13 protein-coding genes are annotated in these 11,851 nt (G+C 72.9%); 10 read left to right on the top strand and 3 right to left on the bottom strand.

Annotated features, from left to right (window positions below):
* Positions 1–45 precede the first annotated feature (45 nt).
* From GTW40_RS30955 to GTW40_RS30980, 6 genes are all read left to right on the top strand, one after another.
* Positions 46–1,155 (top strand): ScpA family protein, encoded by a 1,110-nt coding sequence (locus GTW40_RS30955; RefSeq protein WP_343245830.1) that lies wholly within the window; start codon positions 46–48, stop codon positions 1,153–1,155.
* A complete protein-coding gene (gene scpB, locus GTW40_RS30960) occupies positions 1,152–1,790 on the top strand; it encodes an SMC-Scp complex subunit ScpB (RefSeq protein WP_161183449.1) in 639 nt (212 codons plus the stop codon). Before GTW40_RS30955 ends, scpB begins: the two co-directional genes overlap by 4 nt.
* A gap of 13 nt (positions 1,791–1,803) precedes the next feature.
* Positions 1,804–2,874 carry a pseudouridine synthase gene (locus GTW40_RS30965; RefSeq protein ID WP_161183450.1) on the top strand — a complete coding sequence of 357 codons (1,071 nt, stop codon included), beginning with the start codon at positions 1,804–1,806 and terminating at the stop codon, positions 2,872–2,874.
* 100 nt (positions 2,875–2,974) lie between these two features.
* A complete protein-coding gene (locus tag GTW40_RS30970) occupies positions 2,975–3,691 on the top strand; it encodes an NUDIX domain-containing protein (protein WP_161183459.1) in 717 nt (238 codons plus the stop codon).
* Complete coding sequence (locus GTW40_RS30975; RefSeq protein ID WP_161183451.1) at positions 3,688–4,698, top strand: ADP-ribosylglycohydrolase family protein; 1,011 nt, start codon at positions 3,688–3,690, stop codon at positions 4,696–4,698. The genes GTW40_RS30970 and GTW40_RS30975 overlap by 4 nt, the downstream gene beginning before the upstream one ends.
* A 4-nt stretch (positions 4,699–4,702) precedes the next feature.
* Positions 4,703–5,449 (top strand): nucleotidyltransferase domain-containing protein, encoded by a 747-nt coding sequence (locus GTW40_RS30980; RefSeq protein WP_161183452.1) that lies wholly within the window; start codon positions 4,703–4,705, stop codon positions 5,447–5,449.
* On the opposite strand, the gene GTW40_RS30985 is transcribed toward GTW40_RS30980, so the two are convergent.
* Together GTW40_RS30985 and GTW40_RS30990 are read right to left on the bottom strand one after the other, a co-directional pair.
* Positions 5,378–6,118: a nucleotidyltransferase domain-containing protein gene (locus tag GTW40_RS30985; RefSeq protein ID WP_161183453.1), complete on the bottom strand. Its 741-nt coding sequence runs from the start codon at positions 6,116–6,118 to the stop codon at positions 5,378–5,380. The two genes, GTW40_RS30980 and GTW40_RS30985, sit on opposite strands and share 72 nt — an antisense overlap.
* Before the next feature lie 22 nt (positions 6,119–6,140).
* Positions 6,141–6,578 carry a Rieske (2Fe-2S) protein gene (locus tag GTW40_RS30990; RefSeq protein ID WP_161183454.1) on the bottom strand — a complete coding sequence of 146 codons (438 nt, stop codon included), beginning with the start codon at positions 6,576–6,578 and terminating at the stop codon, positions 6,141–6,143.
* Between the two features lie 355 nt (positions 6,579–6,933).
* Between GTW40_RS30990 and GTW40_RS30995 the strand changes: the two genes are divergently transcribed.
* From GTW40_RS30995 to der, 4 genes are all read left to right on the top strand, one after another.
* Positions 6,934–8,019: a prephenate dehydrogenase gene (locus GTW40_RS30995; RefSeq protein ID WP_161183455.1), complete on the top strand. Its 1,086-nt coding sequence runs from the start codon at positions 6,934–6,936 to the stop codon at positions 8,017–8,019.
* 153 nt (positions 8,020–8,172) lie between these two features.
* Positions 8,173–8,865 carry a (d)CMP kinase gene (cmk, locus tag GTW40_RS31000; RefSeq protein WP_161183456.1) on the top strand — a complete coding sequence of 231 codons (693 nt, stop codon included), beginning with the start codon at positions 8,173–8,175 and terminating at the stop codon, positions 8,863–8,865.
* An 80-nt stretch (positions 8,866–8,945) separates the two neighbouring features.
* Complete coding sequence (locus tag GTW40_RS31005; protein ID WP_161183460.1) at positions 8,946–9,548, top strand: lysophospholipid acyltransferase family protein; 603 nt, start codon at positions 8,946–8,948, stop codon at positions 9,546–9,548.
* A gap of 64 nt (positions 9,549–9,612) precedes the next feature.
* Positions 9,613–11,103 carry a ribosome biogenesis GTPase Der gene (gene der / locus GTW40_RS31010; protein ID WP_161183457.1) on the top strand — a complete coding sequence of 497 codons (1,491 nt, stop codon included), beginning with the start codon at positions 9,613–9,615 and terminating at the stop codon, positions 11,101–11,103.
* 64 nt (positions 11,104–11,167) lie between these two features.
* Here the strand turns inward: der and GTW40_RS31015 are convergent, their stop codons facing one another.
* On the bottom strand, positions 11,168–11,581 hold the full coding sequence (locus GTW40_RS31015; RefSeq protein ID WP_161183458.1) for a hypothetical protein: 414 nt from the start codon (positions 11,579–11,581) through the stop codon (positions 11,168–11,170).
* Positions 11,582–11,851: the final 270 nt, after the last annotated feature.

The raw sequence follows: 11,851 nt of genomic DNA on the forward strand, positions 1-11,851 counted from the left end.
TCCGCCGCGAAGTCGCCTGCGGCGCCTGGTGGCGGGTCCGAGCCGGTGTCCGAGGCTGCCGCCGGGGCATCGGTGGACGCCGAGTTCGTGCCGGGAGCCGTCGTCGGGTCTCCTGCGACGGCCACGGGTGGCCCGGAGCGCACATCGGGACCAGTCGCCCGGCCGCCTGCCACGACTGCGGTGGACACCGAGACCGGGCCAGGGGCTGTCGGCGGCCTGCCTGCGGCGGCTTCGGGCGAGGCCGAGTCCGCGCCGGGGGCCGCCGCCGGGTCGGTTCCGCGTCCGGAAGGGGCGCCCGCGTCCCACGCCGGTGACACCCCCGGTGACTCCGAGGACGGCACTGTCTTCACGGTGCGGCTCGACAACTTCGAGGGGCCGTTCGATCTGCTCCTGCAGCTCATCTCGCGGCACAAGCTGGACGTGACCGAGGTGGCGCTCTCCAAGGTCACCGATGAGTTCATGGCGCACATCCGGGCCATGGGGGCGGACTGGGATCTGGACCGGACCACCGAGTTCCTGGTGGTCGCCGCCACGCTGCTCGATCTCAAGGCCGCCCGGCTGCTGCCCGCTGCCGAGGTGGAGGACGAGGGGGATCTCGCTCTCCTGGAGGCCCGGGATCTGTTGTTCGCGCGGTTGTTGCAGTACCGGGCTTACAAACGGATCGCGGATATTTTCAACGAGCGGCTGGAGGACGAGGGCCGCAGGCATCCCCGTACCGTCGGGCTCGAACCGCATCACGCCGAGCTGTTGCCCGAGGTCGTCATCAGCATCGGGCCCGAGGGGTTCGCGCGGCTCGCGGTCAAGGCGATGCAGCCGAAGGCGGAGCCGCAGGTGTACGTCGATCACATCCACGCGCCGCTGGTCAGCGTGCAGGAGCAGGCCGGGATCGTCGTCGCCCGGCTGCGGGAACTCGGCGAGACCGACTTCCGCGCGCTGGTGGCCGACACCGACGACACCCTCACGGTCGTGGCCCGCTTCCTCGCCCTGCTGGAGCTGTACCGCGAGAAGGCCGTCGCCCTGGAGCAGGAGGCCGCCCTCGGCACCCTGCTGGTCCGCTGGACCGGCGAGGACGAGGCCGTACCCCTGGTCACCGACGAGTTCGACCGGCCCGCAGGGAAGGCCGAGGACGAGAAGGCCGAGGAGCAGAAGACGTGAACCACGAGACCGCCGCCGACCGGACCGTCGCCGGGCTCGACCTCAAGCCCGCCCTGGAGGCCGTCCTGATGGTCGTGGACGAGCCCGCCTCCGAGGAGCGTCTCGCCCGCCTCCTGGAGCGCCCCAGGCGTGCCGTTGCCGACGCCCTCAGGGAACTCGCCGACGACTACACCGCCCAGGGCCGCGGCTTCGAGCTGCGCAACGTCGCGGGCGGCTGGCGCTTCTACAGCCGTGCCGCGTACGCCCCCGCCGTGGAACGCCTCGCCCTGGAGGGCCAGACCGCCCGCCTCACCCAGGCGGCTCTCGAGACGCTCGCGGTCGTCGCGTACCGCCAGCCGGTCAGCCGCAGCAGGGTCTCCGCGGTGCGCGGGGTCAACTGCGACGGCGTGATGCGGACCCTGCTCCAGCGCGGTCTGGTCCGCGAGGCGGGCGCGGAACCCGAAACAGGTGCGATCCTGTACGTGACGACGGAGTATTTCCTGGAGCGGTTGGGCCTGCGCGGCCTGGACGAGCTTCCGGAGCTCGCCCCCTTCCTCCCGGAAGCGGCGGCGATCGAGGCCGAGAGCCAGGAGGGTGTCCCGTCGTTCGACCCGGACGCGCCCGACGCGCCCGGCGGTCAGTACGCAGACGACTAAGACGGAAACCTTGATGCGAAGCAGCGGCAGCGACAGGAACAGCGGACGCGGGAACCATCGCGGCGCCGGCGACAACCGGGACGAGCGCCAGGGGCAGGGCGGCCGCCCCCGCAAGCCCCGCCCGGAGGAGCGCCGCTACGACGTCGGCCCGGGCGCCACGAAGGACGGCCCCAAGGCGGGCCGGGGCGGTGCGGCGCGCGGCGGCGCCAAGGGCGGCCCCAAGCAGTCCCAGAGCGCCGGGCGCGGCCGTACGGCCCCCGCGCGGTCGCGTGAGTACGAGACCCGGACCGAGGAGCGGAACCGGGAGCGGTACGCGGGCAAGAAGGACGTCAAGCTGCCCAAGACCTTCCCCGGTGCCGAGCAGGAGGGTGAGCGCCTGCAGAAGGTGCTCGCGCGCGCGGGCTACGGCTCCCGGCGTGCCTGCGAGGAGCTGATCGAGCAGGCCCGCGTCGAGATCAACGGCGAGATCGTCCTGGAGCAGGGCCGCCGGGTGGACCCGGAGAAGGACGAGGTCAAGGTCGACGGCCTGACCGTCGCCACCCAGTCGTACCAGTTCTTCTCGCTGAACAAGCCCGCCGGTGTCGTCTCCACCATGGAGGACCCGGACGGACGCCAGTGCCTCGGGGACTACGTCACCAACCGTGAGACCCGGCTCTTCCACGTGGGCCGTCTCGACACGGAGACCGAGGGCGTCATCCTGCTCACCAACCACGGCGAGCTGGCGCACCGCCTCACCCACCCGAAGTACGGCGTGAAGAAGACCTACCTCGCGCACATCGTCGGCCCGATCCCGCGCGACCTCGGCAAGCGGCTGAAGGACGGCATCCAGCTGGAGGACGGGTACGCGCGCGCGGACCACTTCCGCGTCGTCGAGCAGACCGGCAAGAACTACCTGGTCGAGGTGACCCTGCACGAGGGCCGCAAGCACATCGTGCGCCGCATGCTGGCGGAGGCGGGCTTCCCCGTCGACAAGCTGGTCCGCGTCTCCTTCGGCCCGATCACCCTCGGCGACCAGAAGTCGGGCTGGCTGCGCCGCCTGTCCAACACCGAGGTCGGCATGCTGATGAAGGAAGTCGACCTCTAAGGATCTCCGAAGAGGGGCTTGCCGCCCGCGTGGCCCAGTTTTATAGTCACCCTGACTATTAGTCGCGTTGACCATAAAGCTGGACCACGAGGGGGCGGCGATGGAGTACGACAAGCACGCGTACGAACCCTTCGCCGTCACCGTCGACCTCGCCGTCCTGACCGTCAGGGACGGCGCCCTGCACGTCCTCCTCGTCGAACGCGGCCAGGAGCCGTACACCGGCCGCTGGGCCCTGCCCGGCGGCTTTCTGCTGCCCGACGAGTCCGCCGAGACCGCCGCCCGGCGCGAACTCGCCGAGGAGACCGGGCTGCGCGACCTGCCGGGCCTCGGCCTGGAGCAGCTGCGCACCTACAGCGAGCCCGGCCGCGACCCCCGGATGCGGGTCGTCTCGGTCGCCTTCACCGCCCTGCTGCCCGACGCGCCCGAACCGCGTGGCGGCGGCGACGCGGCCCGCGCCCGCTGGGTGCCGTACGGCCGCACCGAGCCGCTCGCCTTCGACCACGACCGCATCCTGGCCGACGCCCACGTGAGCGTCGGCGCGCGGCTGGAGAACACCCTCGTCGCCACCGCCTTCTGCCCGCCCGAGTTCACGCTCGCGGAGCTGCGGCAGGTCTACGAGAGCGTCTGGGACACCCCGCTGGACGGCCCCAACTTCCGCCGCAAGGTGCTCGCCACGCCCGGCTTCGTCGAACCCGTACCCGGCGCCGCCCGGCTGACCGGCGGCCGGGGCAAGCCCGCCGCCCTCTACCGCGCGGGCACCGCCACCGCCCTCCATCCGCCGTTGCTCCGGCCGTCCCCGGAAGGACGTACCGCATGACCACCAAGCGCGCCGCCACCGGTTCCCTGCTCGGCCTCGCCCTCGGCGACGCCCTGGGATTTCCGACCGAGTTCAACGATGTGCCGTCGATCCTCGCCAAGTGCGGTCCCTGGCGGGAGATGGAGCTGCCCGGCCGCGCCTTCGTCTCCGACGACACGCAGATGACCCTCGCGCTGGGACGCGCCCTGCGGACGGCCATGGGGCGGGGACATCTCGCGCCGAAGCGGCTGGAGCGGCCGCTGCGCGAGGAGTTCGTGGACTGGTACCAGTCGCCGGAGAACAACCGCGCGCCCGGCCGGACCTGTCTGACGGCGTGCGAGCTGCTCAAGGAGGAGGGGCGGCTCTGGCAGGACGCCAGCCAGGTCGGCTCCAAGGGGTGCGGCGCCAACATGCGGGTCGCGCCGATCGGCCTGGCACCCGGCCTGAGCCCCGAACAGCGGTCCGGGGCCGCTCAGTTGCAGTCCGCCCTCACCCACGGCCACCCCACCGCGCTCGCCGCCTCCGACCTCACCGCGCACGCCGTGTGGCTCCTCGCCCAGGGCACCGACCCCACCGGACTGGTCGGCCGTCTGCGCTCCTACGCCCTCGACCGCCGCACCCACTACGACCACACCTGGCTCGGCGACCTGTGGACCCGGTCCCAGGACCCCGGCCCCGAACACTTCATCGCCCGGGGCTGGGACGAGTGCCTGGCCATCCTCGACCGCCTCCGGGACGCGGTCCGCACGGTCTCCCCGGAGACCGACCCCTGCCTCGCCACCGGTGAGGGCTGGATCGCCGAGGAGGCCCTGGCCACCGGCCTGCTCTGCTTCCTGTGGTTCCCCGCCGACCCGGTCCTGGCCCTCCGCCGCGCCGCCTGCACCGCAGGCGACTCGGACTCCATCGCCTGCCTCGCGGGGGCCTTCGCGGGCGCCTGGCTCGGCGCGGACGCCTGGCCGGAGGCATGGGCGGAGCGCATCGAGTACCGGGCTGATCTGCTGGAGTTGGGCACGCTCTGGGATGCTTAGGCCCATGATCGACGCTCTCGGCATGGACCTGACGCCCGTGGTCGCGGAACAGCCCCACCCCCTGCTGTTCGCGACCGTCTCCGGGGCCCACCTCTACGGCTTCCCGTCCCGGGACTCCGACGTGGACCTGCGCGGCGTGCACCTGCTGCCCGCCGCCGACCTGGTCGGACTGCGCGAGCCGGAGGAGACCCGCTCACGGGACTGGGTCCGGGACGGCGTCGAGATGGACCTCGTCACCCACGACCTGCGCAAGTTCGTCCGGCTGATGCTCCGCCGCAACGGCTATGTGCTGGAGCAGCTCCTCTCGCCCCTGGTCGTCCACACCACCGACGCCCACAAGGAACTGGCCGCGCTCGCGCCGGGCGTTCTCACCAGCCACCATGCCCACCACTACCGGGGGTTCGCGGGCACCCAGTGGCGGCTGTTCGAGAAGACCGGCGAACTCAAGCCCCTGCTCTACACGTTCCGCGTGCTGCTCACCGGCATCCATCTGATGGGCAGCGGTGAGGTCGAGGCCCATCTACCCACGCTGCTCGGTGAGTTGGAGGCGCCCGGCTATCTGCCCGAGCTGATCGCGGCCAAGGCCGAGCGGGAGCACGGGGACGCCGGGGTCGACCGGGAGCGCGTACGGGCCGACGTCGAGCGGCTGCACGTCCGGCTCGACGAGGCCCAGGCCGCCTCAGTCCTGCCGGACGCCGTCACCGCGCAGGACGCCCTCCACGCGTTCGTGGTGCGCCTGCGACTGGGCTGAGTCCCGGCGGACGCGGTAGAGGAAGTCGGCCACGCGGGCGCGGTCCGGGTCCTCCGGGAGCGGGGTGCGGAGCAGGGCCTCGTCGGTCTCCTCCGCCAGGCGGGTCATGCGGGACTCGATCTCCGGCCAGGGGATCTCGCCGCGCTTCACCGCGAGGAGGGACTCGCGCTCCGCGCCCACGTCCAGGTGGAGTTCGCCGGTGCGCAGGAGGTCGCGGGCGCTCGTCAGCAGGCGCAGGAGGTGCATCGCGTGTTTCCAGCGGGGGGCGCCGGTCGTGCGGATGTCGGCGTCCAGCTTGCGGCGCTGGCCGAGGGCGTACCCGGTGAAGGTGGCGTGCACCCGGCGGGAGAGGAACGCGCCCCGCAGGGAGAGCAACTCACGGCCCGTGTCGGTCAGTTGCTCCACCAGGGGCGAGTGCAGACACTCCAGGATGTTGGGGTTGCCGCGCAGGGCGAGTTCGCAGAAGCGCTCCAGCTCCCAGGAGAACCGCTCCTCGCCGGGGCCCTCGACATGGGTCGGCGGCTTCTCGAAGCGCCAGAACAGGGGAGTGGGGGCGAGGAAGACGCCCCGCCGGTCGGTGTCGCTCGCGTCGGTGGCCAGGCCGAAGGCGCGCGAGCCCATGACACAGGCGTAGACGGTGTGGTCACGGACCAGGTCGGCGGGGTGCATGGCGCGAGCGTACGCGGGGGGATCACCCCAGCGTGATCGAGTTTCCCCGCACCTTGATCGGCTTGGCGGCCAGTGGCTGGGTGGCGGGGCCCTGGGCCACCGAGCCGTCGGTGATGCGGAACTTGGAGCCGTGGCACGGGCAGTCCACCGTGCCGTCCGCGACCTGGTTCAGCGCGCAGCCCTGGTGGGTGCAGACGGCCGAGAACGCCTTGTACTCGCCCTTGACCGGCTGTGTCACCACGATCTTCTCGGCCGCGAAGATCCTGCCGCCGCCCTCCGGGATATCACTGGTCCGCGCCAGCGCCTGAGCTGCCGCGGCGGAGCCGTGCTCGCCGCCCGTGCTCTCGGGGGTCGCCTCGGCGGAGCCCGCCGAGCCGTCGCCGCCGCATCCCACACAGCAGACGGCGAGCGTGGCGGCGCCCGTCGCGAGAAGCGTGCGCCGTGTCGCGGGCTGGGTCATGTCGTCACTCCGAACGTACGTCGCGCCGTCCATCGGCGACGGACGGGCCGCAAAAGGTGAGGAAAGCCGGATGCCCGGGCATTTTGGCACCGATGAGGGCCGGGACGAAGGAAGCGCAAGCCTCCCGTCACCGGATCGGCCCCACCGGTGGTCCGTCCGGGCCGCGCGGGCTGACTAGGCTGGTCGCCTACGCAGCGCGCCGGGACCGGTCGGCGCGCGAGCCAGTGAGGAGCAGGGCAGTGGCGGTACGAGCGGTCCGGGGGGCGGTCCCGCGGCGGTGGGACGAGGCCGGTCACACGCGGCGCCCTGGCGGCCTTTTCCACGTCAGCGCCGTCCGGCACGAGGGCGGCGCCTGGTGAGGACCGCACTCGTCATCGGCACCGGCCTCATCGGCACCTCCGCCGCGCTCGCCCTCACCCAGCGGGGCGTCGTCGTCCACCTCGCCGACCACGACCCCGAGCAGGCCCGCACCGCCGCCGCGCTCGGCGCCGGTACCGACGCGCCGCCCCAGGGCCCCGTCGACCTCGCGATCGTCGCCGCCCCGCCCGCGCACGTCGCCGCCGTCCTCGCCGACGCCATGAGCCGCGGTGTGGCCCGGGGCTACATCGACGTGGCCAGCGTCAAGGGCGGCCCCCGCCGCGAGCTGGAGGCGCTCGGCCTCGACCTCTCCGCGTACATCGGCACCCACCCCATGTCGGGGCGCGAGAAGTCCGGCCCGCTGGCCGCCACCGCCGACCTCTTCGAGGGCCGCCCCTGGGTGCTCACCCCCACCCGCGACACCGACACCGAGGTGCTGAACCTCGCCCTGGAACTGGTCTCGCACTGCCGCGCCGTACCGGTCGTCATGGACGCCGACGCCCACGACCGCGCCGTGGCCCTCGTCTCCCACATGCCCCACCTGGTCTCCAGCATGGTCGCGGCCCGTCTGGAGAACGCCGAGGAAGCCGCCGTACGGCTGTGCGGGCAGGGCATCCGCGACGTCACCCGGATCGCCGCCTCCGACCCCCGGATGTGGATCGACATCCTCTCCGCCAACCCCGGCCCCGTCGCCGACCTCCTCGCGGACGTCTCCGCCGACCTGGACGAGACCGTGCGCGCGCTGCGTGCCCTGCAGTCCTCCGACGAGGACAAGCGGCGCGCGGGCGGCGCGGGCATCGAGGACGTGCTGCGGCGCGGCAACGCCGGACAGGTCCGGGTCCCCGGCAAGCACGGCTCCGCCCCGCGCGCCTACGAGACCGTCTCCGTCCTCATCGACGACCAGCCCGGCCAGCTCGCCCGCATCTTCGCGGACGCGGGCCGCGCCGGGGTCAACGTCGAGGACGTGCGCATCGAGCACGCCACCGGGCAGCAGGCCGGTCTCGTCCAGCTGAGCGTCGAGCCCAAGGCGGTGCCGGTCCTGACCGAGGCGCTGCGCGAGCGGGGCTGGGCGCTGCGGCAGTAGTGCGGGTCCGGCGGCGCGGGTCCGGCAGCGCAGGTCCCGGCCGGTCCCGGGGCGGACGTACGTCCGTACGAGTGACCCACACCCAGTAACCTTGTGCGGGGCGCCCTCGCGTCCCGACCCACCGACCACCCTTCACCAGGAAGGTGCCCTCCCGTGGAAAACGGCGCCGCCCCGACCGAGCCCGTGATCGTCGCGATCGACGGTCCCTCCGGCACGGGCAAGTCGAGCACGTCGAAGGCCGTCGCGGCGCAGCTCGGCCTCAGCTACCTGGACACCGGCGCCCAGTACCGGGCCATCACCTGGTGGATGGTGACCAACGGCATCGACCTGGAGGACCCGACCGCGATCGCCGCCGTCGCCGGGAAGCCCGAGATCGTCTCCGGCACCGACCCGTCCGCGCCCACGATCACCGTGGACGGCTACGACGTGGCCGCCCCGATCCGCACCCAGGAGGTCACCTCCAAGGTCAGCGCGGTCAGCGCGGTGCCCGAGGTGCGCACCCGGATCACGGAGCTCCAGCGCACGATCGCCGCGGCCGCCGAGCTGGGCATCGTCGTCGAGGGCCGCGACATCGGCACGACCGTGCTGCCCGACGCCGACCTCAAGATCTTCCTCACCGCCTCCCCGGAGGCCCGTGCGGCCCGCCGCAGCGGTGAGCTGAAGGGCGCCGACGTCCACGCCACCCGCGAGGCCCTGATCAAGCGGGACGCGGCCGACTCCAGCCGCAAGACCTCCCCGCTCGCCAAGGCGGACGACGCGGTCGAGGTGGACACGACCGAGCTGACCCTCGTCCAGGTCATCGAGTGCGTCGTCACGCTGGTCGAGGAGAAGCGGGCCGGGAAGTGAGCGACCCGGCACGGCCCTCCGACCAGCGGCGGCCCTCCGAGCAGGGCGCCGAGATCGGCCGGCGCATCGGCGTCGGCCTGATGTACGGCCTGTGGCGGCCGCGTGTGCTGGGCGCCTGGAAGGTGCCCGCGAGCGGCCCGGTGATCTTCGCCGTCAACCACTCGCACAACATCGACGGCCCCATGGTCATGGGCGTGGCGCCCCGGCCGACGCACTTCCTGATCAAGCAGGAGGCGTTCGTCGGCCCGCTGGACCCCTTCCTGACCGGCATCGGCCAGCTGAAGGTGGACCGCACCAGCGCCGACCGCACCGCCATCGCCCGGGCGCTCGGCGTCCTGGAGAGCGGCGGCGTCCTTGGCATCTTCCCGGAGGGCACCCGGGGCGAGGGCGACTTCGCCTCGCTCCGCGCGGGCCTCGCCTACTTCGCGGTGCGCAGCGGGGCGCCGATCGTGCCCGTGGCCGTACTCGGCAGCTCCGAGCGGTCCGGCCGCCTGATCAAGGCCCTGCCGCCGCTGCGCTCCCGCGTGGACGTGGTCTTCGGAGACCCGTTCGAAGCGGGCGACGGCTCTGGGCGGCGTACGCGCAAGGCGCTGGACGAGGCGACCGAGCGCATCCAGAAGCGGCTCACCGCGCACCTGGAAAACGCCAGGCGCCTGACCGGGCGCTGGGCGACACTTGAGTAGTGGAACCGGCCCGAATCGGGTCACTTCCACCGATCACCACGAACGACGACGAGGTACGGACTTCATGAGCGACCAGAACCAGCCCGACGGCTCGGCCGAGCACGAGTACGAGCACGGGGCTCTCGGCGACGCCGAGTACGCGGAGTTCATGCAGCTCGCCGCGGAAGAGGGCTTCGACATCGAGGACGTCGAGGGCGCCATCGAGGAGGCGGGCCACGGCCCCCTCCCCGTGCTCGCCGTCGTCGGCCGCCCGAACGTCGGCAAGTCGACCCTGGTGAACCGGATCATCGGCCGCCGCGAGGCGGTCGTCGAGGACAAGCCGGGCGTCACCCGCGACCGAGTCACCTACGAGGCCGAATGGGCGGGCCGCCGTTTCAAGGTCGTCGACACCGGCGGCTGGGAGCAGGACGTCCTCGGCATCGACGCCTCCGTGGCCGCCCAGGCGGAGTACGCGATCGAGGCCGCCGACGCGGTCGTCTTCGTGGTGGACGCCAAGGTCGGCGCCACCGACACCGACGAGGCGGTCGTCCGGCTGCTGCGCAAGGCCGGCAAGCCGGTCGTGCTGGCCGCCAACAAGGTCGACGGCCTCTCCGGCGAGTCCGACGCCGCCTACCTGTGGTCCCTGGGCCTCGGCGAGCCGCACCCGGTCTCCGCGCTGCACGGCCGCGGCACCGGCGACATGCTGGACGCCGTCCTGGAGGCGCTGCCCGAGGCGCCCGCGCAGACCTTCGGCGGCGCCGGTGTCGGCGGTCCCCGCCGCATCGCCCTGATCGGCCGCCCGAACGTCGGCAAGTCCTCCCTGCTGAACAAGGTCGCGGGCGAGGAGCGCGTCGTCGTCAACGAGATGGCGGGCACCACCCGCGACCCCGTCGACGAGATGATCGAGCTGGGCGGCAAGACCTGGAAGTTCGTGGACACCGCGGGCATCCGCAAGCGCGTCCATCTCCAGCAGGGCGCCGACTACTACGCCTCCCTGCGCACGGCCGCCGCCGTGGAGAAGGCGGAGGTCGCGGTCATCCTGATCGACGCCACCGAGAACATCTCGGTGCAGGACCAGCGCATCATCACCATGGCCGTCGAGTCCGGCCGCGCGGTCGTCGTCGCCTTCAACAAGTGGGACAACCTCGACGAGGAGCGCCGCTACTACCTGGAGCGCGAGATCGAGACCGAGCTGGGCCAGATCGCCTGGGCCCCGCGCGTCAACGTCTCCGCCCGCACCGGCCGCCACATGGAGAAGCTGGTCCCGGCGATCGAGACCGCGCTCGACGGCTGGGAGTCGCGCGTCCCCACCGGCCGGCTGAACGCCTTCCTCGGCGAGCTGGTCGCCGCCCACCCGCACCCGGTCCGGGGCGGCAAGCAGCCGCGCATCCTGTTCGGCACCCAGGCGGGCACCAAGCCCCCGCGCTTCGTCCTCTTCGCCTCCGGCTTCATCGAGGCGGGCTACCGGCGCTTCATCGAGCGCCGTCTGCGCGAGGAGTTCGGCTTCGAGGGCACCCCGATCCACATCTCGGTGCGGGTGCGCGAGAAGCGCGGCGCCAAGAACAAGAAGAAGTAACGGGCACGACCGAAGGGCGGCTCCCGGTTCCTCTCAGAACCGGAGGCCGCCCTTCGGCGTCTCCTCAGCTGCCCTGGCGTGGGGCCGGGGGCAGCGCCGCCCGTTCCTGACGCGGCGCCTCGGGCTCCTGCGGGCGCCCGATCGTGCCCACCCGCTGCCACTGCGACTGCGACTGCGACTGCTGGCGCGCGCTGTACGCCCCCGCGCTGTAGGCGCTGTAGGAACTGCTGAACGAACCCGGCCGGTGCCCGCCGTACGACCCCGTGCTCTGCGGAAGGCTGCCGAAGGCCGTGAACTCCAGGTCCTCCTCGCCGCTGCGGTCGCCGGGCAGCGTGCGGAAGGTCTTGACCCACTCCGCGTAGAGCGTGTCGTAGATCGGCGTGGCCGAGGGCGTGCCGGTGCCGTCCTGCCCCGGCCGGGCGAGCGGTACGGGGGTGAGGGCGGTCGACCGGCGGGGCGGGGTGTCGTATGCGTGCACGTATGTCCAAACGACGCCGCGTGCAAAGGGATGCGGGGGGCCTGCGGCGCTTCAGGGGGGCTTGGTCGTGCGGGTCCCACGCCCGGGCGCGGAGCGGCGCCGCGCGGGCGCGTGAGGGGGATGCGCGGGCGTACGGCTTCCGCGCGCGGGCGCACGGGAGTTGGCGGGTGCGGGGCGGGCGCGGACGCAAGGTGTTTGCCGGGGCGGGGCGGGGCGGTATAGGCCGGGCGGTACTGGCCGGGCCGGGCAGCGCGGTACGGGCCGGGCCGG

Source organism: Streptomyces sp. SID4985, assembly GCF_009863025.1.
In the GTDB taxonomy this organism is placed as follows: Bacteria; Actinomycetota; Actinomycetes; order Streptomycetales; family Streptomycetaceae; genus Streptomyces.

Coding starts and splice junctions, on each gene's coding strand:
- GTW40_RS30965 (WP_161183450.1), top strand. CDS start 1,804: ATGCGAAGCAGCGGCAGCGACAGGAACAGCGGACGCGGGAACCATCGC.
- GTW40_RS30970 (WP_161183459.1), top strand. CDS start 2,975: ATGGAGTACGACAAGCACGCGTACGAACCCTTCGCCGTCACCGTCGAC.
- GTW40_RS30975 (WP_161183451.1), top strand. CDS start 3,688: ATGACCACCAAGCGCGCCGCCACCGGTTCCCTGCTCGGCCTCGCCCTC.
- GTW40_RS30980 (WP_161183452.1), top strand. CDS start 4,703: ATGATCGACGCTCTCGGCATGGACCTGACGCCCGTGGTCGCGGAACAG.
- GTW40_RS30985 (WP_161183453.1), bottom strand. CDS start 6,118: ATGCACCCCGCCGACCTGGTCCGTGACCACACCGTCTACGCCTGTGTC.
- GTW40_RS30990 (WP_161183454.1), bottom strand. CDS start 6,578: ATGACCCAGCCCGCGACACGGCGCACGCTTCTCGCGACGGGCGCCGCC.
- GTW40_RS31005 (WP_161183460.1), top strand. CDS start 8,946: ATGTACGGCCTGTGGCGGCCGCGTGTGCTGGGCGCCTGGAAGGTGCCC.
- der (WP_161183457.1), top strand. CDS start 9,613: ATGAGCGACCAGAACCAGCCCGACGGCTCGGCCGAGCACGAGTACGAG.